The organism is Prosthecobacter fluviatilis (assembly GCF_055388355.1).
On record NZ_AP043782.1, the window covers coordinates 1090157 to 1111784 of the forward strand.

Consider the following 21628-nt stretch of genomic DNA (forward strand, 5'->3'; position numbering starts at 1 on the left):
CACTGAGACCGCCATCCCTACCTAGCCATCACGCCGTCCACGATGCGCATGGCACCACGGGGATTGGCGTCTTTAAGCAGCTCTGGCAGCGCCTCTTCCGGGAAACCCTGGTAGCAGACCGGACGGACGAAGCGGTAGATGCTGCCGGTGCCGATGCTGGTGAAGAAGCTATGGCTGGCGGCAGGGTACGGGCCGCCGTGGTGCATGGAGGGGCAGACTTCGATGCCGGTGGGGAAACCGTTGAAGATGATGCGGCCCACTTTGCGCTCCAGCACGCGGATAAGCGGGGCGAAGTCGCGCAGGTCCTGCTCCGTCCCCTGGATGGTGGCGGTGAGCTGGCCTTCGAGGCTGTTTGCATAGCGCAGGAGGTCTTCGAGCGTGGCGCACTGGGTGATGATGGAGCACGGGCCAAACACCTCGCGGCGCAGCTCGGCATTGGACTCCAGCACGTCGATGGTGGTGGTGAAGATGCGACAGGCGGCCTGGGAGGCGGTTTCGCTGGAAGGAGTCTCCGACTCGCCCACGAGCTGCAGCCCCTTCACGGTCTGCCACACGGCGGTGCCGGCATCATAGGCCTCGCAGATACCACGATGCAGCATGGTCTGGGGGGCCACTTTGCCCGCGAGGGCTGCGGCGTTGCTGATGAACTGGTTCAGCTCCTCGCTCTTCAGGCCGAGAACGACGGCGGGATTGGTGCAGAACTGGCCCACGCCCATCGTCACCGATCCCACATAGGCCTCGGCGATTTTCGAAGCACGCTCCTTGAGCGCTCCGGGGAGCACGAAGACCGGGTTCACAGAACCCATTTCGGCGTAAACAGGGATGGGATGTGCACGAGCGGCGGCCACGTCCATCAGAGCACGGCCACCGCGCAGGGAGCCGGTAAAGGCTACCGCTTGGGTGAGAGGGTGCTTCGTCAGCGTGGTGCCGATGTCATTGCCCTTTCCATGCAGCAGGGAGAAGCAGCCAGCGGGCAGACCCACCTTGTGCAGGGCATTCAGAACCGCACGGGCGAGCATTTCGCAGGTGCCCGGGTGTGCAGGATGCCCTTTGACGACAACGGGGCAGCCAGCGGCCAGTGCGCAGACCGTGTCCGTGCCGATGACGCCGATGGCGAAGGGGAAATTGCTCGCCCCGAAGACGACCACGGGCCCGATGGGCAGCATGACGCGGCGCACGTCCGGCTTTGGCAGCGGCTGGCGGTCGGGAATGGCATGATCCACACAGGCATTTGCCCAGGAGCCCTCACGGATCAGGGCGGCAAAGAGTTTGAGCTGTCCGATCGCACGACCGCGCTCTCCGGTGAGACGAGCCATCGGCAGGGCACACTCGGCATGCGCACGCTCCAAAAGCGCATCCCCCAGAGCGGTGATTTCTTCGGCGATGGTGTCGAGCAGCGTCGCACGCGTTTCAGGTGTGGCTAAGCGCAGAGCGTCAAACGCGGCATCCGCCGCCTGCATGGCTTCATCAGCCTCGGCATGGGTGGCATCACCGTAGGCGGGCTCAAGCTGGGCGCTGGTGGTAGGATTGAAAGCGTGGAACAGATGGCCGTGGGGAGCCGCCTCGCGGCCTGCGATGAAGTGATGTCCGGTGAGTGTCATGGTTGGGGAGTTTCTAAAGAGAAATGCGAGCTAGTCCAGCATTCGTGCGTGAACAGAACCCGCCTTGGAGCGCGGACCTCCGAGTCCGCAGCAGGTCGTTCGAGTGAGAGAAGGGTTTGGAGAGGTGCAGCGGATTGCCAAACTCATTTCCACAGCACGGGTTGCGGACAGCCCGCTCTGGATACGCGCACGCCGCACGAACCTCACCAAGTTCCTTTTTGGGAAAGAGCGGAGCTGCGAGTGATTGAGGAATGCTGCGGAATCGGAGGTCTACGCTCCTTTGCCGGTGCGGCCAGCAACCGCAGGCAGGCGTTGAAATCACTGCGGCAGCCTGTCAAGCGCGGCATGGGTCATGCGCAGCATGATCGCGGATTCCGTGGGCGGCAGCGGCGTGGTGGGTGGCACCGGCACGCCTGTGGTGGATCTGTTGCTGCGCACGTTGCCCCTTGTCAGCATGGACTCCGCCTGCCAGACCACGTGACCGGTGGCGGTGTCCAAGAGCGAGTAGCTGGCACCCACCGTGCGCCGCGCGATCTTGCTCACCACATTTTCCGACTCGGTGGAGTAGCTGCCACAGGACCTGCTACAGCCGCTGGCACAGGAGCCGCCCCCGCAGGATTTGCCATTCACCTTGCCACAGCTGCAGCTGTTCCTGAAGGTACGGGTGAAGGTGTTTTGACGGGTGTCGGCATCGACCGAGTTGAGGCGGAGATCGATCCACAAAAGGCAGTCGATTCCGCGACCCCGAGCCTTGCGCATAAAGGCAGGGCTGAGTTTGCTACCGAGAATGATGGGGACTCCTGAGCTGAACTTGGCGGGCGCATGGCCCACCGCCTGCTGCACCGCCGCCATGCTGAGCACACGCGAGTGCTTCAGGTGCTTCCGCAGCTCGTGCTCTGCATTCACGAGGATGATGCTTTCCTCCTCCTGCCCAGGGTAGATGTTTGTGCCCGGAGCCGTGAGCCCGCCGATGGCCAGCGTCTTTCCACGTAGCCCATGCCTCGGCAGACTGCTGGTGACTGAAAGAGTGGGGTCTGAGCGGCAACTGACGAGCGCGACCGAAAGAAGGACAAGGACAAACGCAGGGACGAGGGCGGCGTGTTTCAAGGTCGGAAGATGCACCAGAACCTCAGACGCAGACCTAGATTTTTTATTCAAGCCGCAGTTCTCCCCCTTCCAAGAAGCCCATCTTCACCAGTTCCCCCCGCAGAAACGCCTGTGATTCCAAGGACCTGAGAGCTTGGCAGCCGGAAGGAGAAAGAAGGTCAGGCTGATCTCGTTTCAGCCGGGGACACGCCACCCGCCGCCATGAAGCCCCTGCCCCGCAAAAACATGCACAGGATGCTCCTGCTGATCACTGCCGCAAACGCATTGACCCACTGCTCCTCCAGCGGGACTTACCTGTCCAAGCCCATGAGCATGTCTGATCTGCGCACCATCAATCCACGAGGCTACCTGGATGCCTTAACCCCTAATGATCGGGAGACAACAGCCATGGAAATGGGTAGACTGGAGATGCAGAGCAGGAAGATCGAGCGAGATAAATTCCACAGGTGACCAGCGCTTGGCATCGCAGGCTTTTACGCCATCGGGTTCACCAGCGTGCCGATGCCGTCGATGGTGATGCTGATGACATCGCCGCTTTGCAGGGTAAATTCATCGCCAGGGACAATGCCGGTACCGGTCATGAGAAAGGTGCCGGTGGGAAAGGTGTTGTCACGAAAGAGGAAGCCCGCGAGCTCGGCGGGAGTACGCTTGAGCTGAGAGACGGTGGTCTCCCCCTCAAAGGCGGCGGCTCCGGCGCGGTCGATCTGCAGATGGATGCGCGTGGTGGGTGCAGGAGCTTCGTTTTGAATGAGGATGGCTGGACCGAGCGCGGCGCAGAGCTTGAAGCATTTGGCCTGCGGAAGATAGAGCGGATTTTCCCCTTCGATGTCACGGCAGGAGAGGTCATTGCCCACGGTGTAGCCGATGATCTCGCCACGGCTATTGATGCAGAGGGTGAGCTCGGGTTCGGGCACCATCCACTTGGAGTCACTGCGAAGGTGCATCGCCTGACCGGGATGAGCCACCCGCTGCGGCGTGGCCTTGAAGAAAATTTCCGGGCGCTCTGCCGCATACACGCGGTCATAGAAGCTGCCTCCGCCGGCATCTTTGCTCTCTTCCATGCGCGCTGTGCGGCTGCGGAAGTAGGTGACCCCTGCAGCCCACACTTCCTGAGAAACGATGGGGGCCAGGATGGATTCGGGTGCAGGAGCATCCACGGCTGGTGTCGTCGTGGCAATCTGGGCAAGATAGGCGGAGAGGCCCACGACTTCGAGCAGCGCATCCCAGTTGCTTTCCGGCACGGCGTGCCAGGAATTTTGCGTTTGGATAAAACAGCCTTGAGTGGTGCGGTAGAGGAGCATGAGGAAGCCAGACTAGAGAATGTCCAGCCGCGCGCAACCGGCTCACCGCTGATTCTTGCATAGGGCTTCGTCCAATCCATGCAGACAGCTGACCCACTGAATGCCGACATCTCCGGGCATGCTGTCCCGATAGCCCTCTGCTGCACGCCCACCGACAATCAAGCGCATGGTGGGCGGGAGCAGTTCCCGGATGCGCCCCAGTTTTTCCAGAATGACCGGGCACTTCTCCGGAAAAACCACACTGAGGGCCACTGCCGTGGCATTCCTGGCGATGGCGCAGGCGGCTATCTCCTCCACTGGCAGATTGGGCCCGAGATAGGTCACATACCAGCCCAGATCACGCGCCGTGGCGGCCACAATCAGTGCGCCGAGTTCATGCAGTTCACCCGCAGGCGTGGCCACCACAAGCTCTGGCGCGTGCAGCGGCACCTGGCTGCCCGGCACAGGTGTGAGGAGCAGCTCCCGGATCACCGCAGTGGTGATGTGCTCATGGCTGGCGCGAAGCTGGCCATCTCGCCAGTTGTTGCCAATCTGGATGAGCAGAGGGCAGATGACCTGATGCAGCATGCCGCGCTGGCCAAGGTGCAGCCTGGCCTGAAGCAACACACGTCGTAGCCCCTCGCTGTCGTACCGTTTGGAGGCAGCAATGGAATCCTCGATGAACTGGCCGGGATCAGGCTGAGGGCTCTGAGGCACAGGCACCTCGGCAGGCATAGGGGTGGTCGGATCGGCAGGAAGCGCAGGTGCAGGCAGAGCGACAGGAACAGCCCCCCGGGCCAGCTCCTCAAGCTCTGCGGTGGACAAGCGCGCGACGCCACCAATACGATGCCCATTTTCCGTAAGAATCTTCAACAACTTCAGCCGTTTTACGGCCTCATCGCAATACATGCGGCGGTTCGTGCAGGTGCGGCTGGGGCTCAGTGCGCTATAACGCCTCTCCCACATGCGAATCACATGCTGGCTGAGACCGCTAAGTTTGCTGGCGAGCTGGATAGGACAGGGCATGAACAAATGTATGGGAGTTGCCACTTGTGGCGGGCGCAGAAACGTTTACGCATTCCCGCCGCATCTGGCTACACCGTTGTCACATTTTCCATCACGACATGCTGAACTACATCTGGGCCACCCTGCTATTCATCGGACTTCTCACCGCCGGCCTGGTGGGCCGCGTCTCAGGAGATGCCAGCGTCATTGATGCCGCGATGAAAGGCGCGGAGAAAGCCGTCATGGGCATCGCCCTGCCGCTGGCGGGCATGATGATGTTCTGGCTTGGGGTGCTGCGGCTGCTGGAAAAGGCGGGGGTTCTGGAGGCGGTGGTACGTGTGCTCTCCCCGCTGCTGCGGCGGCTCTTTCCGGACGTGCCCACCGGCCATCCTGCCATGAGCGCCATGGTGATGAACCTCTCGGCCAACATGCTGGGGCTCTCGAATAACGCGACACCTCTCGGGCTCAAGGCTATGGGGCACCTGCAGGAACTGAATCCGCACAAGCAAAGTGCCAGCAATGCCATGATCACCTTTCTGGCGCTAAACACGGGGGCTTTCACTTTGATCCCAATGACGGCGATGAATTTTCTCAACGCAGCAGGCGTAAGCCACAGCTTTCGGGTCATCGTCCCCACCATTTTAGCCACCGCCTGCGCCTCCATGGCGGCAGTGCTGGCAGCCAAAAGCTTCCAGCGCCTGCCAGGTTTTGTGGCTCAGCCGGATGAAACCGTGACTGAAACACAGAGCAGCGAAGCCAAGCCGGCAGGCATCACCTCCAAAGCACGTCGCTGGCTGATTCTTCTCGGCACTCTTTTCATCGGCGTCTCAGCCCTCGAACTCGGTCCGCCATCCTGGAGGCATAAGGTGCTGGATCAAACTGGACTCTCAGCCGTGCTGGCAAAATCCGCACAACGCAAAGCTGAAGCGGAAAAGACACTGGCTCTCAAAAAAGAGGAGGCAAAAGCCGCTGCGGCCACACAGGCAAAAGTGGAGCCACCTGTGTGGCGGCGTGTGATGGACGGAGCCTCCGGACTGGCCATTCCAGCCATTCTCATACTTGCAGTAAGTGTGGCCTGGGCACGCGGTGTGAAGGTTTATGAGGAGTTTGTGGACGGGGCCAAGGAGGGCTTTCAGGTGGCGGTGCGCATCATGCCCTATCTGGTGGCCATGCTGGCGGCGCTTGCGATTCTGAGGGAGTCGGGTGCATTTCAACTGCTGGAGTACCTGCTGGCTCCGGTGCTGAACATGCTGGGCTTTCCTGTGGAATTGCTCTCCTTGGCGCTGATGCGGCCTCTTAGCGGCAGCGGCGCGCAGGGTATTCTCAACGAGATCCTGACCCGCCCAGACCTGAGTGAGATGGTGAAATTCACTGCAGGCATCCTTTATGGCTCCACCGAAACCACCTTCTACGTGCTGACCGTGTATTTCGGCAGCGTGGGCATCCGTCGCTTCCGACATGCGCTGGTCGCAGGCTTGACGGCAGACTTTGTAGGCATGGTGGCTGCCGTTTTCTTCGGGCGGCTGCTGTTTGCGTTCACGTGAGACAAGGGAACCATAATGCTGGCCATTGATCAGCATTGGAGATGAACGCCGCCCCCAACGCAGTGGAGCAGGGGCAAACTGCGTGGACGACACAAAGGCCTTTTTTGCTATCTTTGTATAGACTGCCTGCACCTTTCGTGCACTTGGCTCGCTGTCTGATTGGCACGAATACTGCAACAAGTTCCCGACCCCAAAACCGCCCGGCCACCACCCATGAAAACACTTTCTGCGCTGCTCCTGCTCGCTGTTGCAGCAGCCCACGCCGCCGATCTCGTCGAGCATGTGAAGGCCAATGCCGATGGCAGGCCCGCCTTCAGCTTCGATGCCGGGTCGTGGACCGACACCGAGGCCGTACGACATCTGCCTGTTGGTGTGTTTGATTCCGGCATTGGAGGGCTCACGGTGCTGGAGGCGCTGCTGAATCTGGATTCTTTCCACAATGACACCCTGGAACCCGGCGCGGATGGCTTACCAGACTTTGCACAAGAGCGCTTCATCTACTTCGGAGACCAGGCTAACATGCCCTACGGCAACTACTCCGCCGTGAACCGCACGGACTACCTCCGCGAACTCATTTTAAAAGATGCGGTTTTCCTTCTGGGCCGCCGCGCATGGCCAGCCAAGGGCCAGGAACCGACATATGACAAACCTCCGGTGAAGGCCATCGTCATTGCCTGCAACACCGCGACAGCCTATGGACTGGAGGACATCCGCAAAGCGGTGGAGACATGGAAGATTCCAGTGATCGTGGTGGGCGTGGTTGAGGCAGGCGCACGCAGTGTTTTGGAGTCTAGAAACACCGGCGGCATCGGAATACTGGCCACGGTGGGCACCTGCGCGAGCCGAGTCTATCCACGCACCATCTCCAGCACGCTAGGCCGCGCCGGCCAGCGTGTGCCGGTCATAGCACAACAGGGCAGCGCCACGCTGGCGGGAGCCATTGAGGGAGATGCGGCCTTTCCTGATTCCGTTTCCGCCTACGCTATGAAGGAGGTGCGCGCGCTGGCAGAGGCCTACCGAGCCGAGAAACCTGAGACACCACTGCAGACGATTGTTCTCGGCTGCACTCACTACCCCCTTGCAAAAGAGGAGATCGACACCGCCTTCGCCACCCTGCGCCAGGATAGCGCCTTTCGCGACATCATCGCCGAGCGGCGTAGCTTTGTGAACCCTGCTGAAGCCACGGCGCGCGAGCTTTTCCGTGAACTTGCCAGATCGAAGCTCCGGCTGAAGCCCGGTGAAAGCTGTGTGATGGAGCGCGAACGGTTTTACCTCTCCGTGCCACGCGTGGAAGAGGTAGGCATCCAGCTCTCCGGAGACGGCAGCCTGGACAAAGACTACAAATATTCCCGCAGCCCCGGTCACTTCGATTTTGAAGACACCAAAAACGTGCCACTCACAGTTGATTTGATTCCGAAGAACAGCGCAAACTTGATTAAAGACAAACTGCCTGCGGTTTGGAAAGCTCTTGGGCACTGAACCATTGAGAGCCAGCCTGAAGATTGTTGCGGAGCCACCTAGCAGCCAAGCAACTGCCAACACTCACGGATCCTCAGCGTTTTTTTGCGCATGCAATACGCCCCTGTCCCCTTCCGGCCAGTATGCGCCATCTTCGATCCATTCGCGCAGCATGCCAATCTGATCCTCCGTGAGGCTGACTTCCGTTCGCGGCATCATTTTGGGGTGGGTCCCCCCACGCTGCACGGCACTGATAAGCAGGCTGCAGTCGGGATCGCCTGGCAGAATGTACTCACGCCCTCCTGCGCTGCGCCGAAATGCGGAGGCTCTGCTGGTCAGGTTAAGTGCAGGTGGCGGCAGACTGCCATTGTGGCATTTCAAGCAGTGCTGCTGCAGCACTGGCTTGACCTGCGTAAGGAAGTAGTGCTCACGCGCGCTTTTGCCTGCAGGCAGGAACGTGCATGCGGAGATGAGGAACAGGATGGGAATGCACCGCAGGATCATGCAGCAAGGCTAACAACAAGCTGGCAGCATGACTACTCCGCATTTGCGCAAATTTGCGCTGATGCTTGACGCCGCCATGCTGCCACGGCCACAATGCCCATCATGCCACGTAAACACAAGCCTACAACCAACGGCCACTGCCGCATAGCTTTGACAGGAGGTCCCGGTGGCGGTAAAACGACGGCAGGAGACCTCTTCCGGCGTGAAATGGGAGACGATGTGGTGCTGGTCCCTGAAGCAGCCACGATGGTATTCAGCGGGGGCTTTCCCCGCGTCAACCAGCCAGAGGCGATCCACGCGGCGCAACGGGCCATCTACCATGTGCAGATACATCTGGAGGAAGCGGTGATGGCGCAGCACCCGGAGCAGATCCTCCTGTGTGATCGTGGCACAGTGGACGGAGCAGCCTACTGGCCCGGTGGCAGCGAAGGCTTCTTCAAGGACATTGGAAGCACATTGGAGCAAGAACTGGCACGCTATGACGCGGTGATCTTCTTTGAGAGCGCAGCCGTAGGCCACATGAGCATAGAAGGAGGAAACCCCATCCGGAACGAATCTCAGGAACAGGCGGTGAAGCTGGACCGCAGACTGCGGGACCTCTGGTCACAGCACCCGAAATTCATGCTGGTGCCGCACAACCCATCCTTCTTTAAGAAAATTTCCTTCGGACTCGCGGTACTGGACGGCATGGTCTCCGAACTCGGCTGCCGAGAACGGAAAAAGAAGCGATAGGGGCAGAAGCCCACGCAAGAGCCCTGAAAGAAGCATTGATCGCACCGCCCCGCCGCGCGTAATGACAGGTGCATGAACGTCGAACTCGTCAATACCGGCACCGAACTCCTTCTGGGAGACACCATCAACACGAACGCGGCCTGGATCGGCCAGAGGCTGGCGGCTCTGGGAGTACCGGTAACGAGGCAAACCATCGTCCCCGATGGTGCAGTGATCCGTGTGGCGATCTGTGAGGCTGCGCAGCGGGCGGATGTGGTGCTGGTTTCCGGCGGGCTCGGCCCGACCAATGACGATCTCACACGTGAATCCACCGCTGCCCTGCTGGACCTGGACATGGAAATGAACGCCAGTGTGATTAAGCACCTGGAAGAGTATTTTGCGAAACGTGGCAAGCCGGTGAGCGACGCAACAAAGCGCCAGGCCATGGTTCCGCGAGGCTCGGTGGTACTGCCAAATGCCTTTGGCACCGCACCAGGTCTCTACTTTCCCGCAGAGCTCAGTGCCACGCTGGGCTGGAATGCGCATATTTTTCTGCTGCCTGGCCCCCCCCGTGAACTGAAACCAATGATGGAGAGCGAGGTGGAACCGCGCCTCCGCCAATGGCTTGTGGACGGAGACTCCCGCCGTGTCCTGTATCTCAAGGTCACTGGTGTGGGAGAGTCCGACATCGTAGAAGCCGTGGAGAAACAGCTCGAGGCCATCCCGGAACTGGACCTGGGCTACTGCATTCGTAACGGCGATGTGGATGTACGCCTCGCAGGTCCGCAGCCAGCCGTGGACGCAGCTGCTGCCGTGGTGCGCAAGGCTTTGGGAGACTGCATCGTCTCTGAAGACCGCCGTATAATCGAAGAAGTCATCGTGCAACTTCTCACCGAACGTGGCGAATGGCTGGCAACTGCCGAGTCCTGCACTGGCGGCACGATTGCCAATAGAATCACCGACGTTAGCGGTGCCTCGCGCATCTTTGGCCACGGCTGGGTCACGTATGCAAATGAAGCGAAACACCGGCACCTAGGCGTGCCGATGGAACTCATTGAGACCCACGGCGCGGTCAGTGAAGAAGTGGCGCGTGCGATGGCGGAAGGCGCGCTAAGACACAGCGGAGCCGACTACGCGCTGTCAGTGACGGGCATCGCAGGGCCGACGGGCGGCACGCCGGAGAAACCGGTGGGGACCGTGTGGATCGGCCTCGCCGCAAAGAACGGGGAGACGTGGGCGCAGAAGAAGTTTTCGCCAGGGTCGAGAGACCGCTTCAAGCTGCTGACCTCACAGGCGGCGCTGGACATGCTACGGCGGAGGATGCTTGGGATTGGGGTGAGGTGAGGGATGTTCTGAATCCACTTGCGAGCGGTCAACACTCACTGGCATCATTCCATACCTGAGTATTTTCAAGCTTATGGCCCCAAGCCTCATAGTCTGCCTGACTCTCATCCTCCCCACTCTGCTGACGAGCTGCCAGTCTGAGAAACCCGCTCCCGTCGTGGCGCCCGTGGGCAAATCGATTGGCTCGGCTCATCTGACGAAGGACGGCATACTTGAAGTCATGCTGCGCGCCGAAGGAGAAGGCGGCATGGTGGGCGATGCATTCTTTGCCTATAAGAAGGACACTCCTGAATACGAAAAGATGATGAAACACATCGGCGGATTGAAGTGTGGAGAAAGCAAACTTGTACCCGCCTATCCTTGAAGTGTTGAATCAGGGCATAAAGCGGTGCCCAGGCATCTCCGTATTTTGCTTTCCAATGCCACAGCCTTCCTTTAACATGAAGTTCATGAGCAAGCGGTCTTACAACTTGGTGTTGATGGCCGTCGGTCTTGGGATGGCCTTTGCCACACATGCGCCATCCGCGCAGTGGATGGAACGGATGGGGTGTTTTCTGTTTGGAATTTCGTTCATGACTTTTATCTCGGGCCTGAAGGAAAGGCGTGAGAAGAAACAACCGTGAGGCCCCATTGGTCCCGTGTGGATCGGGCTTGCCTCTAAGAATGCCAAAACCTAGACGCAGAAGAAGTTTTCGCTAGGGTCGAGAGACCGCCTCAAACTACTGACCTCACAAACGACGCTGGACATGCTGAGGCAGCGCGCAGTTCTCATTAGAGTATTTTTAAAAATAATATGGCCATAATGACAAAGGCATGCTGCGCAATGAAGCATGGCGCACCTCAGACTCTCATAGCACTTGGCTCAGATTTTGGGGAGCAGATCAGATGGACAATCTCGCGGCGCACAAGAGTCCCGTGGTCGAACAATTGGTAAAAGCCGCAGGGGCAGAGGTGCGGTTCCTACCCGCGTACTTGCCCGACCTCAACCCGATTGAGAAGATGTGGAGCAAGATCAAATCGCTGCTGCGCAGCGCCGAAGCCCGCACACCGGCAGAACTTAATGGAGCAATCAGCCTGGCATTCTCAAAAATCACAGAGAAAGACGCGGCGGGTTGGCCTGCCTCTTGCGGCTATAGTATTATTTAAATTGCTCTAATGCTGATTCGAGGGAGCATCTCCCATGCCGCCAAAAACAAAGCGGCGAGATTTTTCTCGCCAAGGTTTCTCAACCCATCGATAAACAAGCGACGCTACAAAAATAGTTAACAAAACGGTCAACATGAGGGCGATTACAGCTTCACACATCGAGAGCTGAGGAGCACCATTTACCTCGGACCTCCTCAATCCTAACCGTATCATTTGATTCAGCCCCCAAATAATCGCGGTATGAGACATGTACATAGAGTATGAAATGGCACCTAACGCAGTAAGCGGCCTAGCCTGAAGAACACTCTTTAACACACCACCTTGCGACATAACCAAAGAGCCAATCAGAGCTGCAGATAAGAAAAAAAACAGCAAATGGAAGGGACGCGGCGGCACGTGTATCACAAAAGCCACCACCGCAATAAAAAAGAACAATGGGACATACCCTGGAAGCATGAGCTTTTTCTTTTCCACAAAGATCGCCGTTAGGCATCCGAGAAAAAATCCCGCCAGACATCTAGCCAGATCATCAAATCCAAAAGTTATTTGTGTTGATAGCATCGCCAATGAAACAACCACAAAGCCTGAAAACAGATAAGCTTTCACTTGCTTGAAAAAGCATATAACGACACCAAAAATAAGGTAAGTGTAAAACTCCACACTAATTGACCAAGCCGGCCAATTGAAAGTCAGAGAATTACCAGTGGGACCAATGGCTTGCAGAAGTAAAAGCTGTTGGACAAAAGCCGTTAAATTATTTTCTTTGAATGGCTGATTATGAGCACTTGAGAAGCCCAGTCGCACCTGTGCATAATATTTTAACAACTCTATCAAGAGATACACACCCAGAAACAGGACATGAACCGGATAAAGCCTGCCAAAACGCAGGAACTGAAAACGAAACAGGTCTTGCACATCCTGAACTCTTGCCTTGTAAGCAGTACAAATGACAAATCCGGACAGCACAAAAAACAGTTCCACCATCAACACGGCATGACTTTTTAGCGTTATATCCATGAAAGGATTCCACGCTGGCAGATGATAAAAAACTATGAGGAATGCCGCAAGACCGCGTACGCTCTCAAGTTCCGGAATTTTAGCCATTCTGAACGGCTTGTTAGCTTCAGCTGACATTAAAGGATGATCTTAATACCACATCAGCAAATCCAATTCCACATGAAACTAAAGTCGAAAAATCTACCCCCAGCGAAGAACGACATCACATGTTGTTAGTCGAAAAACAAGCACGCTGCAGGCTCACCTCGCCGCCTTTACCTGATCCCAAACCTTGCTGTATTTCGCGAGATCGGGGCCGAGGTCTTCGATGACTTCGCATTTGGACTGCAGTTCGGCGGGTATGGTGAAGGCGGGGTTTTTGAGGAACGCGGGGCTGACTTTGCTCAGAGCGGGCTTGTTGGGGCAGTAGTAGCCCATCCATTCCATGTTCTCGGCAGCAATGGCGGGATCGAGCAGGAAATTGATGAGGGCGTGAGCCAGGAGAGATTGCTTTGCCGTCTTGGGAATGACCATGGCATCGCAGCCGATGGTGACGCCTTCGCGAGGGATGAGGATCTCCACCTTGGGATTTTCCATCTGCACCTGAAAGAGGTCTCCGCTGTAGCCGTGGACGAGGAGGAATTCGGCGGAGTCGATGCCGGACTTGTAGCCTTCGTTGTCAAAGCGGGCGATGTTTTTCTTCCAGCGGATTAGCACATCGCGGGCGGCGGCGAGCTGGGTTTCGTCGCGAGTATTGATGCTGTAGCCGAGGGATTTGAGCGCGGCACCGATGCTTTCGCGCATGTCGTCCAGCAGCGTCATGCGTCCGGCCAGGGCGGCGCGGTCAAACATGGTCCAGGTGGGCTCGGGCTGCTGGCCCTTCATTTTGTCTCCACGCACGGCGATGCATGCGTAAGCCAGGGTGTAAGGCACGCTATGCAGCATGTCTGTGTCCTTCAGCTTTTCCAGGGCAGAGGGGTCGATGTTTGGCAGGTTGGGGATGAGCTTGTGATCGATCTCCGCCAACATGCCCTGCGAGTGCATGACCTGGATCATATAGGCGGTGGGAAATACCAGATCGTAGCCGGTGGCACCGGCCTTGAACTTGGCGTACATGCTCTCGTTGGAGTCAAAGGTGTCGATGACGACCTTGCACCCCTGCTGCTTTTCAAATTTGGCCACCACCTCCGGGCTGATGTAGTCCGCCCAGGTGTAGAGGTGCAGCGTCTCCGCCTGCACCCCGAGGGTCAGACACACCCAAATGAAGAGCATCGGGAGGCGCTTCATGGAGGGCTGCAGAAAATCAGGCGGCCTGAGCGTGACGCAGCGGGATGCGCTGCTGCTGGCGAATCGAGGCCTCGGTGTTGTAGGCGGCAAGAAGCAGCAGGCTGAAGCCTAGATCGCTCACCAGTGAATTGCGCAGGAAGAACCAAGTGGGCAGATGGCCGGGCTCTCCGGTGGTCACGGCCTGCAGCCAGCCGCTGAAGTTCATGGCGTAGGCAGAGACAGGATTGCTGAGCCACGAAACGGTGTTGGTGATGAAGTAGAAGGCGATGGCGCAACCTGTCACGCCCAGCAGGGTGCCGAGCAGGCTCATGTGCCCACGCCAGCGGCTAGCCAGCAGCGCCGAGGAGGCAAAGCAGGCATAGACTACGAGCGCCTCCCAGTGCAGCACCGCAGCGCCTGTGGCGGTGGCATCAATCAGCACAAGCAAAAGAGGGATGAGCAGGAAGGAGACACGCCGCGGAAAGACCAGCGTGCCGGTGAAGGCCAGCGCCATCCAAGGCGAAAAGTTTTCCAGCACCTCAAAGGTGACATAGCCTTTCAGCTTGGCCCAGCGGAATGCGGCAGCGGCGATGATCAGCAGCAGCGGCAGAAAAAAGGCGCGGGAGACGGGGCGGAAATCAGAGGAGGTCATTGGGGGAAGATGGAGGATTTGGCGGTTAAGGCAAGAAGCGCGTGAATGACGAATGTGTAAATCCGAATGAGCGAGGAAGTGTGGAACCAGAGGCTTTTTGGGACTCGCATATCGGAACAGCCAAACTCCTTAACATGTACTTGAAGGAGGTTGGGAAGACCGAAAATCAAAAATCGATGGCTCGACAATCTTCAATCCTCCGGCCACAGGGTGTCATGGCTGTGCGCAATTGACGATTGATGAACAAGGATCGTCGATTTTTGGAGCCTTCTCCTGCGCTCGGCTACACAATGCCCTTCTTCCGCAGGAAAGGCACCAGCTCATCCACACCAAAGTCGGCCAGCACTTCGCCGTCCCAGTCCATGGTGGGTGCCTTGCTCTGGCCGCTGAGCTCGACCATGGCCTGCATGGCCTCGCGGTTGCCGGTCACGGTGACGGCTTCGAAGGGGATGCGGCGTGCATCAAGGTATTCGGTGACTTCTTCGCACCAGGGGCAGCCGGTTTTGATGTAAACGACGGGTTTGATCATGGCCGCCATGATGCGTGCAGGCAGGCCTGGGGGCAAGCAATGCGTACGTGATTCTTGGTTGACCACCCCCCTGCCCTGATTAATGTCGATACGCTGTTTTCAGAGCCTTTAAATAGTGCTCCGAAGCCCGTCCCTTTGAACTCACATCCCTATGCGCCAACTTCGACCCCCGACAGCGCAGCAGGAACTGTTCCAGAGGATGGATCGCCCGAAAGAAATCTCCAGCGTGCTGCCAGTGTGCGCGGAAATGACTTTTGAGCCGGCAGGGCCAGCCCGGCCCGGCTTTGAGAACTGCAGCAGCCCGTGGTGGTGCTGTGGCTGGCCGCGTGTGCGGTCCGCCGCGTGCCGCGGACCCGTGGAAGAGGCAAGCCGCCCGTTCCCGCCCGCCGCCCTCTCCAGCCCCCCGGCCCTGCCTGAACATGCAACCCACCCCTACGTAAACTCAACTCATGTCCGACTACCCCAATCGCAATGGCGGAGGCAACCGCCGCCGCAATCGCAACCGCCCGCGCGGTCCCCGTCCTGAAGGCCCACGCCCCACCCGCGAAGGTGGCCGCGAAAGCCGCAACGCCCCTTCTTTTTTCCAAAAGATCCTGGGCTTCTTCGGCCTCGGCCAGTCTAAATCCAAAAGCCGTCCTCAGACGGATCGCAGCAGCAGCCCCGGCCCTCGCTCTACAAATGACAACCCACGCCCACAGCGCGAACCCCGCCAGCGTCGCGAGCCCCCTCCTGCGGTGAACCCGGCTGACATTACAACGGACCGCCTCTATGTCGGCAATCTGTCCTATGACGCGACCGAGAGTGACCTGTTCGAACTCTTCAACGGAGTCGGCGCTGTGAAGAACGCCGAAGTCGTGGTCAACAGCCGCACTCAGCGCTCCAAGGGCTTCGCATTTGTGACGATGGGCAGCACAGAAGAAGCTCGCCGCGCGGTGCAGGAACTGGGTGGCAAGGATTTCATGGGCCGCCCTCTTCAGCTTAGCGGAGCCAAGCCCAACGCCCGCAGTGAAGACTCAGACAGTCCTTCTCCGCAGGAAGCACAGGCTGCCTGATCATTCCTGATCCTCAAATCTATCATGCCCGCAGGTTCTCACTCAGAACCTGCGGGCTTTTTTTAACGCATTTTTTGCAGAAATCCAAGAATGGGGTGAACAAAAGCCCTCTTTTTGCACTCCAACTTCTTCAAAATAACCATGCCAGCCCCTACCCTCCTCGACCAGGAATCCGAACCCAGAATCGCGAAGACTTGCCCTTCCCTCATCCATGCATCTCCCGAAGAGATCCATGCTGATGAGCAGTTCTGCGGACAGCTTGAGGACCGAGCTCTTCTGAGCGGACCCAACCGCCGACTGCGTGATTTGCAACTCCTCTACAGTGTTGCCAAAGATTTCATTCTTGGTTTCCGGGCACTTCATTTCGTAGGCCCGTGCATCACGGTGTTTGGCTCAGCCCGTTTCGCGGAGGACCACCCTTATTACAAACTTGCACGGGACATGGGTGCAGCGATCGCGGGCATGGGTTTCACCGTTTTGACGGGCGGGGGGCCTGGCATCATGGAAGCTGCAAACCGTGGCGCAAAAGATGCCGGGGGCAAAAGTGTCGGCTGCAACATCCGGCTCCCCTTTGAACAAAGCCACAACCCTTACCTCGACCGCTGGGTGACCATGGAGCATTTCTTCGTACGCAAGACGCTGCTCATCAAATACAGCTATGGCTTCATCATCATGCCTGGAGGCTTTGGCACCATGGACGAAATGTTTGAGGCGCTGACACTCATCCAGACACGCAAGCTCAGGAGCTTCCCCATCGTCATCATGGGAAGCGATTTCTGGCCAGAAATGCGCCAGTTCATGGAGCATATGCTCAAAGGGGCCACCATCAGCCCTGAAGACCTTGATTTGATCAAGTGGACCGATTCAGTCGATGAAGCGGTGGCCCATCTGCAGATGAAGGCCGTGTCACAGTTTGGCCTGCGCTGCCACCGCGTGCCGGAAAGCAGTGCATTGCTGGGAGAAAAGGCGCTTGAAGGCGCTTCCTGAAACACCAAACTGAACATTTCCGCCCGAGCATGTCAGACCACACCTTCACCCTCTCCAATGGCCTCAGGCTGGGCTACTGCGAGTACGGCGATCCGCGCGGGGAGGTGGCGTTTTACTTTCACGGCTGGCCCTCTTCCCGCGTCCAGGGCTCACTCTTTGACGCGCATGCCAAAAAACACGGCATGCGCCTCATCTGCCCAGACCGCCCGGGCATCGGCCTGTCAGATTTCCAGCCACACCGCACCCTGCTTGACTGGCCAGATACCCTGACTCAGCTAGCCGCCCACATAGGTGCGGACAATTACCACATCATCGGCTGGTCAGGCGGCGGCCCTTACGTGCTCGCCACCGCACTAAAACTGCATAAGCGTGTGCTATCTGCCTCCATCATCTGCGGAGCACCTCCGCTGAAGTTTCTGGGAGACCGGCAGATGTTCTGGCTCTACCGCTTCATGATTCAGCTGCGGCATTATTTCCCGACGATCCTTGGCCTTGTGCTGCGTCTGGGCGGAGTGACAGCCAAGGGAAACCCGCAAAAAGCACCGCTGCGGTGGCTCATGAGACTGCTGGGCGAGGAGGACCGCCGTGTCCTGCTGCTTCCCGGAATCTTTGATGTGGTGCGGGCGGCCACACTCGGCGCCTTGGATCGCGGCCCGCGAAGCGTTATCGCAGACGCAGACATTTACCTCAATGAGTGGGGTTTTGAGGTCAGCCAGGTGAACTTTCCCATACGCTTCTGGCATGGCAAACAGGACCGCAACATTGCCTGGACCTACACACGGCAGATCGCGGAGATCATCCCGCAGGCTGAAACGCATTGGTCCGAGATCGACGGACATTACTCCCTGCCGATCACTCATTCAGAGCAGATCATCACTGCTGCACTTCAGAAAAAAGTGCTGGCTCACCCCCGCAGGGATCGCGAAAATTTCACGGCTGCCTAGGCAGCAGGATGGGGATTCCCGCATCAATCACAAACAAGCGAGTCCCGTCTGCTGTCGCCAGTGCGGCATCAACCTGGTGCTGGGCGCATTCCTCCGCCGTGGCACGGCGCAGAGGCTGGTGCGTGTCAGGGCAGCGCATGAGCGGCAGGAAATCTTCAAGCCATTGGGTTTCGTTTTGCATCAGTATTCAGCCATGGTGGGGTCAATTTCGCGCGCCCAGGCAATGATGCCACCTGAGATGTTCCAGACGTTGTCAAAGCCCTGCTCACGCAGCAGGCTCACTGCGCGTGCGCTGCGCCCTCCGCTTTTGCAGTGCACGAGAATGCGTTTGTCCCTTGGCAGCTCAGCGACGCGAGTCCCAAGTTCGCCCAAGGGGATGAGCACTGCGCCGTCGATACGGGAGATGCTTTGCTCATGGGGCTCGCGTACATCGAGAAGAAAATGATTGTCTCCGTTTTCACGGAGCTGGTGGAGTTCGTGGACGGTCATGGAAGGAACAGCTGGGACGGCGGAAGGAATGCCGCAGAAGCCCTGGTAGTCGATCGGTTCGGTGATAGTGGGATGGTCCCCGCACACAGGGCAGGCTGGATCGCGGCGCAGGGTCAACGTGCGGAAGCGCATGCTCAGTGTGTCCACATGCAGCAGGCGGCCCAGCAGCGGCTGGCCGATGCCGGTAATGAGCTTGATGGCCTCCAGCGCCTGCAGGGTGCCGATGAGCCCTGGAAGCACGCCCAGCACGCCGCCTTCCGCACAGGAGGGCACCATGCCCGGAGGCGGGGGCTGCGGGCACATGCAGCGGTAGCAGGGAGCGCCCAGATGCGGCGCAAACACGCCCACCTGACCATCAAAGCGCAGGATGCTGCCATAAACGTTGGGCTTACGCAGCCACACGGCCACATCGTTGCTCAAGTAGCGCGTGGGAAAATTGTCCGTGCCGTCGATGATGACATCGTAATCCGCCGCGATCTTCATGGCATTTACCGCCGTGAAAAGCTCTGGGTGAATCTGGATGTCCACATGCGGATTGATGTCCGCCAGCCGATCACGGGCAGCCTCCAACTTCCTGCGGCCCAGATCCTTCTGCCCAAAGAGGATTTGTCGCTGCAGATTGGTGATCTCCACCATATCTGGGTCCACCAAACCCAGGCCACCAACGCCCGCAGCCGCTAGGTACATGCTGATGGGCGAGCCCAGCCCCCCTGCCCCGATGCAAAGCACTCGAGCCGCTCTCAGCTTGCGCTGGCCCTCGATTCCAAATTCTGGAATCGCCAGGTGCCGCGCATAGCGGCTCAGTTCGTCGGTGGTCAGGTCGGGCATGAGCCCGCTATCATGGCATGCAGAATCGCCAGCGCAATGATCCAGCGGTTGCGATGCTGCATGGCATGCCTACATTTCCGACATGCCTGATTGGACCCCCCCAACCCAAGTCAATCTGGTCGATCTGGGCTTCATGGACTCACGTTCGAAGCTGATCGACCTCGCCGCCTTTCTGGACCGTGTGCAGCGAGCCGGCCAGGATGGAGATTTCCGTGTCCAGGCCCTGAAAAACGCCATCGCCCTCCTCTCCCAGGACCAGCCCCAGCGCGCGAGGGACGTCCTGCTCAGCTTCAGCGACCCCAGCACCGTACCGGTGGAAAAAGCCGCGATGCAGGGGGCAATCGGAGCGTATAAGAAGTGAAGTTTGCAGAGGTTTGCCATGGTTGGCCGTCGTTTGCGATTGTTGCCAAGCCTCTGAAAAACCACTGCAAACAACTGCCAACCACCGCAAACAACCGCCAACTTTCCGCATGAACTACATCGAGCCCCACGGCCACATGGTCAGCCGCACCACGGATGACTACGAGCGCATGGCCATCGCCGGCTGCCAGGCGATCTGCGAGCCCGCGTTCTGGGCCGGCTATGACCGCGCCAGCGCGGAGGGCTTTTACGATTACTTCCGCCAGATCACCGAATATGAGCCGAAGCGTGCGGCGAAGTTTGGCATCCAGCACTACTGCTGGCTGTGCATCAATCCGAAAGAAGCGGAGGATTTGAAACTGGCGGACGACGTGATCGCCCTCATCCCGCAGTTCATCGACAAACCAGGCGTGCTTGGCATTGGCGAAATCGGCCTGAACAAGAACAGCCGCAACGAACTCAAAATTTTCGAGCAGCACGTGCAGGTGGCACAGGATTACGACGCGCTGGTGCTCATCCATACACCGCACCTGGAGGACAAGCTCAAGGGCACGCGGCTGATCGTGGAGGCGCTGAAAAACTTCCCGAAGATCAAGCCTGAGCGCGTGATCATCGACCACGTGGAGGAGCACACCATCGACCATGTACTGGACCACGGATTCTGGGCCGGCATCACGCTGTATCCCGAAAGCAAATGCACCCCGAACCGAGCCATCGACATGCTGGAGCACCGCCACGCGGAGCGTATCTGGATGAACAGCGCCTGCGACTGGGGCATCAGCGATCCCCTCGCTGTACCCAAGACCATGCAGGCCATGCGCCAGCGTGGCTGGACACCCGAGATGATCCAGCGCGTGGCGTGGGACAACCCAAGGGCCTTCATGGGGCAGTGTGAGAAGTTTAAGCTGTGATGGAGCGGCATTGAACATCCGCTCGCCCGCGTCCAAGATCAGCGCCTCATCGAATGACCGCCCCAAACCTCGACACCATCGCTCTTATTGCCGGAAACGGCATTTACCCAGAAACCTTTGTGGCTGCGGCGCGCAAAGCCGGGGTGAAGAAGCTGGTGGCGGCGGCGTTTACAAATGAGACGAAGCCGGAGCTGGCGGGCATGGTGGACGCCATTGAGTGGTTCCGTGTGGGGCAGCTGGGGAAGATGATCTCGTTTTTCAAAAAACAGGGCGTGACGCAGACGGTGATGGTAGGGCAGATCGCACCGAAGAACCTCTTTGATCTACGGCCAGACTTTCGCACGCTGATCATGATGGCAAAGCTGAAGGAGCGGAATGCGGAGACGCTGTTTGGCGGCATCGCCAATGAGCTGGCAAAAGATGGCATCGCCCTCCTGCCAGCGACAACATTTCTCGAAGACCTGATGCCCAAAGCCGGACATGTGGCTGGGCCGCAGATCAAAAAGCGGCGGGTGGAGGATGCGGAGTTTGGCTTCAAGATCGCCAAAGAAAGCAGCCGGCTGGACATCGGACAGACGGTGGTCGTAAAAAACGGCACCGTGCTGGCGGTGGAGGCATTTGAGGGCACCAACGAGGCGGTGAAACGTGGAGGCGCGCTGGGGCGTGGCGGTGCGACGATGGTGAAGGTTTCCAAGCCGAATCAGGACATGCGCTTTGACGTACCTGTGGTAGGACCGGAAACCATCCGCACGGCAGCTGCCGCAGGAGTTGACGTGATCGCCGTGGAGGCAGGCATGACCCTGCTGCTCGGGCGGGAGGATGTTTTCAGGCTCTGCCAGGAGCTAAAGGTGACCCTGCTGGCGCTGAGCTAAGCTTCCGCTTACGTCTGCCACCGCAGTTCGGTTGCCTTAACT

Annotated in this window: 25 protein-coding genes; 14 read left to right on the top strand and 11 right to left on the bottom strand. The window is 58.7% G+C overall.

Annotated features, from left to right (window positions below):
* Window positions 1-17 precede the first annotated feature (17 nt).
* Together ACZ5WW_RS04040 and ACZ5WW_RS04045 are read right to left on the bottom strand one after the other, a co-directional pair.
* The gene (locus tag ACZ5WW_RS04040) at window positions 18-1601 is read right to left on the bottom strand and encodes an aldehyde dehydrogenase (NADP(+)) (protein WP_377167572.1); all 1584 of its coding nucleotides are present in this window, start codon (window positions 1599-1601) and stop codon (window positions 18-20) included.
* A gap of 318 nt (window positions 1602-1919) precedes the next feature.
* Window positions 1920-2708, bottom strand: a complete 789-nt coding sequence (locus tag ACZ5WW_RS04045; protein WP_377167569.1) for a hypothetical protein — start codon at window positions 2706-2708, stop codon at window positions 1920-1922.
* Between the two features lie 201 nt (window positions 2709-2909).
* Between ACZ5WW_RS04045 and ACZ5WW_RS04050 the strand changes: the two genes are divergently transcribed.
* Entirely contained in the window at window positions 2910-3158 is a 249-nt protein-coding gene (locus tag ACZ5WW_RS04050; RefSeq protein WP_377167566.1) for a hypothetical protein, read from the top strand.
* A 23-nt stretch (window positions 3159-3181) separates the two neighbouring features.
* Here the strand turns inward: ACZ5WW_RS04050 and ACZ5WW_RS04055 are convergent, their stop codons facing one another.
* Together ACZ5WW_RS04055 and ACZ5WW_RS04060 are read right to left on the bottom strand one after the other, a co-directional pair.
* Window positions 3182-4009, bottom strand: coding sequence for a fumarylacetoacetate hydrolase family protein (locus ACZ5WW_RS04055; protein WP_377167563.1), 828 nt, complete (start codon window positions 4007-4009; stop codon window positions 3182-3184).
* A gap of 42 nt (window positions 4010-4051) precedes the next feature.
* Entirely contained in the window at window positions 4052-5014 is a 963-nt protein-coding gene (locus tag ACZ5WW_RS04060) for a MerR family transcriptional regulator (protein WP_377167560.1), read from the bottom strand.
* Window positions 5015-5112: 98 nt separating this feature from the next.
* Here ACZ5WW_RS04060 and ACZ5WW_RS04065 point away from each other — a divergent pair, with 98 nt between their 5' ends.
* On the top strand, window positions 5113-6537 hold the full coding sequence (locus ACZ5WW_RS04065; RefSeq protein ID WP_377167557.1) for a nucleoside recognition domain-containing protein: 1425 nt from the start codon (window positions 5113-5115) through the stop codon (window positions 6535-6537).
* A 213-nt stretch (window positions 6538-6750) separates the two neighbouring features.
* A complete protein-coding gene (locus ACZ5WW_RS04070; RefSeq protein WP_377167554.1) occupies window positions 6751-8016 on the top strand; it encodes a glutamate racemase in 1266 nt (421 codons plus the stop codon).
* Between the two features lie 63 nt (window positions 8017-8079).
* Here the strand turns inward: ACZ5WW_RS04070 and ACZ5WW_RS04075 are convergent, their stop codons facing one another.
* Window positions 8080-8499 carry a c-type cytochrome domain-containing protein gene (locus tag ACZ5WW_RS04075; RefSeq protein ID WP_377167551.1) on the bottom strand — a complete coding sequence of 140 codons (420 nt, stop codon included), beginning with the start codon at window positions 8497-8499 and terminating at the stop codon, window positions 8080-8082.
* Between the two features lie 102 nt (window positions 8500-8601).
* On the opposite strand from ACZ5WW_RS04075, the gene ACZ5WW_RS04080 reads away from it, so the two are divergent.
* From ACZ5WW_RS04080 to ACZ5WW_RS04100, 5 genes are all read left to right on the top strand, one after another.
* Entirely contained in the window at window positions 8602-9231 is a 630-nt protein-coding gene (locus ACZ5WW_RS04080) for an AAA family ATPase (RefSeq protein ID WP_377167548.1), read from the top strand.
* A gap of 72 nt (window positions 9232-9303) precedes the next feature.
* Window positions 9304-10554 (top strand): competence/damage-inducible protein A, encoded by a 1251-nt coding sequence (locus ACZ5WW_RS04085; protein ID WP_377167545.1) that lies wholly within the window; start codon window positions 9304-9306, stop codon window positions 10552-10554.
* 73 nt (window positions 10555-10627) lie between these two features.
* Window positions 10628-10918, top strand: a complete 291-nt coding sequence (locus ACZ5WW_RS04090) for a hypothetical protein (protein ID WP_377167542.1) — start codon at window positions 10628-10630, stop codon at window positions 10916-10918.
* 76 nt (window positions 10919-10994) lie between these two features.
* Window positions 10995-11177: a hypothetical protein gene (locus ACZ5WW_RS04095; protein ID WP_377167539.1), complete on the top strand. Its 183-nt coding sequence runs from the start codon at window positions 10995-10997 to the stop codon at window positions 11175-11177.
* A gap of 190 nt (window positions 11178-11367) precedes the next feature.
* Window positions 11368-11700, top strand: coding sequence for a transposase (locus ACZ5WW_RS04100; RefSeq protein WP_377167536.1), 333 nt, complete (start codon window positions 11368-11370; stop codon window positions 11698-11700).
* 6 nt (window positions 11701-11706) lie between these two features.
* Here ACZ5WW_RS04100 and ACZ5WW_RS04105 read toward each other — a convergent pair whose 3' ends face one another.
* From ACZ5WW_RS04105 to ACZ5WW_RS04120, 4 genes are all read right to left on the bottom strand, one after another.
* Entirely contained in the window at window positions 11707-12834 is a 1128-nt protein-coding gene (locus ACZ5WW_RS04105) for an acyltransferase family protein (RefSeq protein WP_377167533.1), read from the bottom strand.
* A gap of 123 nt (window positions 12835-12957) precedes the next feature.
* A complete protein-coding gene (locus ACZ5WW_RS04110) occupies window positions 12958-13983 on the bottom strand; it encodes a polyamine ABC transporter substrate-binding protein (RefSeq protein ID WP_377167530.1) in 1026 nt (341 codons plus the stop codon).
* 16 nt (window positions 13984-13999) lie between these two features.
* Window positions 14000-14614 (bottom strand): DUF6580 family putative transport protein, encoded by a 615-nt coding sequence (locus ACZ5WW_RS04115; RefSeq protein ID WP_377167527.1) that lies wholly within the window; start codon window positions 14612-14614, stop codon window positions 14000-14002.
* Between the two features lie 283 nt (window positions 14615-14897).
* A complete protein-coding gene (locus ACZ5WW_RS04120) occupies window positions 14898-15143 on the bottom strand; it encodes a glutaredoxin family protein (RefSeq protein WP_377167524.1) in 246 nt (81 codons plus the stop codon).
* Between the two features lie 449 nt (window positions 15144-15592).
* On the opposite strand from ACZ5WW_RS04120, the gene ACZ5WW_RS04125 reads away from it, so the two are divergent.
* The 3 genes from ACZ5WW_RS04125 to ACZ5WW_RS04135 all read left to right on the top strand — a co-directional run bounded on the left by ACZ5WW_RS04125 (window position 15593) and on the right by ACZ5WW_RS04135 (window position 18126).
* On the top strand, window positions 15593-16195 hold the full coding sequence (locus tag ACZ5WW_RS04125) for an RNA recognition motif domain-containing protein (protein WP_377167521.1): 603 nt from the start codon (window positions 15593-15595) through the stop codon (window positions 16193-16195).
* Between the two features lie 141 nt (window positions 16196-16336).
* Window positions 16337-17182 (top strand): LOG family protein, encoded by an 846-nt coding sequence (locus tag ACZ5WW_RS04130; RefSeq protein ID WP_377167518.1) that lies wholly within the window; start codon window positions 16337-16339, stop codon window positions 17180-17182.
* 29 nt (window positions 17183-17211) lie between these two features.
* The gene (locus ACZ5WW_RS04135) at window positions 17212-18126 is read left to right on the top strand and encodes an alpha/beta fold hydrolase (protein ID WP_377167515.1); all 915 of its coding nucleotides are present in this window, start codon (window positions 17212-17214) and stop codon (window positions 18124-18126) included.
* On the opposite strand, the gene ACZ5WW_RS04140 is transcribed toward ACZ5WW_RS04135, so the two are convergent.
* Entirely contained in the window at window positions 18113-18307 is a 195-nt protein-coding gene (locus ACZ5WW_RS04140; protein WP_377167512.1) for a hypothetical protein, read from the bottom strand. The genes ACZ5WW_RS04135 and ACZ5WW_RS04140 overlap by 14 nt on opposite strands.
* Window positions 18307-19443, bottom strand: coding sequence for a molybdopterin-synthase adenylyltransferase MoeB (gene moeB, locus ACZ5WW_RS04145; protein WP_377167509.1), 1137 nt, complete (start codon window positions 19441-19443; stop codon window positions 18307-18309). Before moeB ends, ACZ5WW_RS04140 begins: the two co-directional genes overlap by 1 nt.
* Window positions 19444-19525: 82 nt before the next feature.
* Between moeB and ACZ5WW_RS04150 the strand changes: the two genes are divergently transcribed.
* From ACZ5WW_RS04150 to ACZ5WW_RS04160, 3 genes are all read left to right on the top strand, one after another.
* Complete coding sequence (locus ACZ5WW_RS04150) at window positions 19526-19804, top strand: hypothetical protein (protein WP_377167506.1); 279 nt, start codon at window positions 19526-19528, stop codon at window positions 19802-19804.
* Window positions 19805-19913: 109 nt separating this feature from the next.
* Window positions 19914-20714 (top strand): TatD family hydrolase, encoded by an 801-nt coding sequence (locus ACZ5WW_RS04155; protein WP_377167503.1) that lies wholly within the window; start codon window positions 19914-19916, stop codon window positions 20712-20714.
* Between the two features lie 53 nt (window positions 20715-20767).
* Window positions 20768-21586 (top strand): LpxI family protein, encoded by an 819-nt coding sequence (locus ACZ5WW_RS04160; protein ID WP_377167500.1) that lies wholly within the window; start codon window positions 20768-20770, stop codon window positions 21584-21586.
* The last annotated feature ends 42 nt before the right edge of the window (window positions 21587-21628 follow it).

Coding starts and splice junctions, on each gene's coding strand:
- ACZ5WW_RS04125 (WP_377167521.1), top strand. CDS start 15,593: ATGTCCGACTACCCCAATCGCAATGGCGGAGGCAACCGCCGCCGCAAT.
- ACZ5WW_RS04075 (WP_377167551.1), bottom strand. CDS start 8,499: ATGATCCTGCGGTGCATTCCCATCCTGTTCCTCATCTCCGCATGCACG.
- ACZ5WW_RS04070 (WP_377167554.1), top strand. CDS start 6,751: ATGAAAACACTTTCTGCGCTGCTCCTGCTCGCTGTTGCAGCAGCCCAC.
- moeB (WP_377167509.1), bottom strand. CDS start 19,443: ATGCCCGACCTGACCACCGACGAACTGAGCCGCTATGCGCGGCACCTG.
- ACZ5WW_RS04115 (WP_377167527.1), bottom strand. CDS start 14,614: ATGACCTCCTCTGATTTCCGCCCCGTCTCCCGCGCCTTTTTTCTGCCG.
- ACZ5WW_RS04160 (WP_377167500.1), top strand. CDS start 20,768: ATGACCGCCCCAAACCTCGACACCATCGCTCTTATTGCCGGAAACGGC.
- ACZ5WW_RS04155 (WP_377167503.1), top strand. CDS start 19,914: ATGAACTACATCGAGCCCCACGGCCACATGGTCAGCCGCACCACGGAT.
- ACZ5WW_RS04150 (WP_377167506.1), top strand. CDS start 19,526: ATGCCTGATTGGACCCCCCCAACCCAAGTCAATCTGGTCGATCTGGGC.
- ACZ5WW_RS04140 (WP_377167512.1), bottom strand. CDS start 18,307: ATGCAAAACGAAACCCAATGGCTTGAAGATTTCCTGCCGCTCATGCGC.
- ACZ5WW_RS04105 (WP_377167533.1), bottom strand. CDS start 12,834: ATGTCAGCTGAAGCTAACAAGCCGTTCAGAATGGCTAAAATTCCGGAA.
- ACZ5WW_RS04135 (WP_377167515.1), top strand. CDS start 17,212: ATGTCAGACCACACCTTCACCCTCTCCAATGGCCTCAGGCTGGGCTAC.
- ACZ5WW_RS04050 (WP_377167566.1), top strand. CDS start 2,910: ATGAAGCCCCTGCCCCGCAAAAACATGCACAGGATGCTCCTGCTGATC.
- ACZ5WW_RS04100 (WP_377167536.1), top strand. CDS start 11,368: ATGCTGCGCAATGAAGCATGGCGCACCTCAGACTCTCATAGCACTTGG.
- ACZ5WW_RS04095 (WP_377167539.1), top strand. CDS start 10,995: ATGAAGTTCATGAGCAAGCGGTCTTACAACTTGGTGTTGATGGCCGTC.
- ACZ5WW_RS04120 (WP_377167524.1), bottom strand. CDS start 15,143: ATGATCAAACCCGTCGTTTACATCAAAACCGGCTGCCCCTGGTGCGAA.
- ACZ5WW_RS04060 (WP_377167560.1), bottom strand. CDS start 5,014: ATGCCCTGTCCTATCCAGCTCGCCAGCAAACTTAGCGGTCTCAGCCAG.
- ACZ5WW_RS04110 (WP_377167530.1), bottom strand. CDS start 13,983: ATGAAGCGCCTCCCGATGCTCTTCATTTGGGTGTGTCTGACCCTCGGG.
- ACZ5WW_RS04090 (WP_377167542.1), top strand. CDS start 10,628: ATGGCCCCAAGCCTCATAGTCTGCCTGACTCTCATCCTCCCCACTCTG.
- ACZ5WW_RS04065 (WP_377167557.1), top strand. CDS start 5,113: ATGCTGAACTACATCTGGGCCACCCTGCTATTCATCGGACTTCTCACC.
- ACZ5WW_RS04080 (WP_377167548.1), top strand. CDS start 8,602: ATGCCACGTAAACACAAGCCTACAACCAACGGCCACTGCCGCATAGCT.
- ACZ5WW_RS04040 (WP_377167572.1), bottom strand. CDS start 1,601: ATGACACTCACCGGACATCACTTCATCGCAGGCCGCGAGGCGGCTCCC.
- ACZ5WW_RS04055 (WP_377167563.1), bottom strand. CDS start 4,009: ATGCTCCTCTACCGCACCACTCAAGGCTGTTTTATCCAAACGCAAAAT.
- ACZ5WW_RS04130 (WP_377167518.1), top strand. CDS start 16,337: ATGCCAGCCCCTACCCTCCTCGACCAGGAATCCGAACCCAGAATCGCG.
- ACZ5WW_RS04085 (WP_377167545.1), top strand. CDS start 9,304: ATGAACGTCGAACTCGTCAATACCGGCACCGAACTCCTTCTGGGAGAC.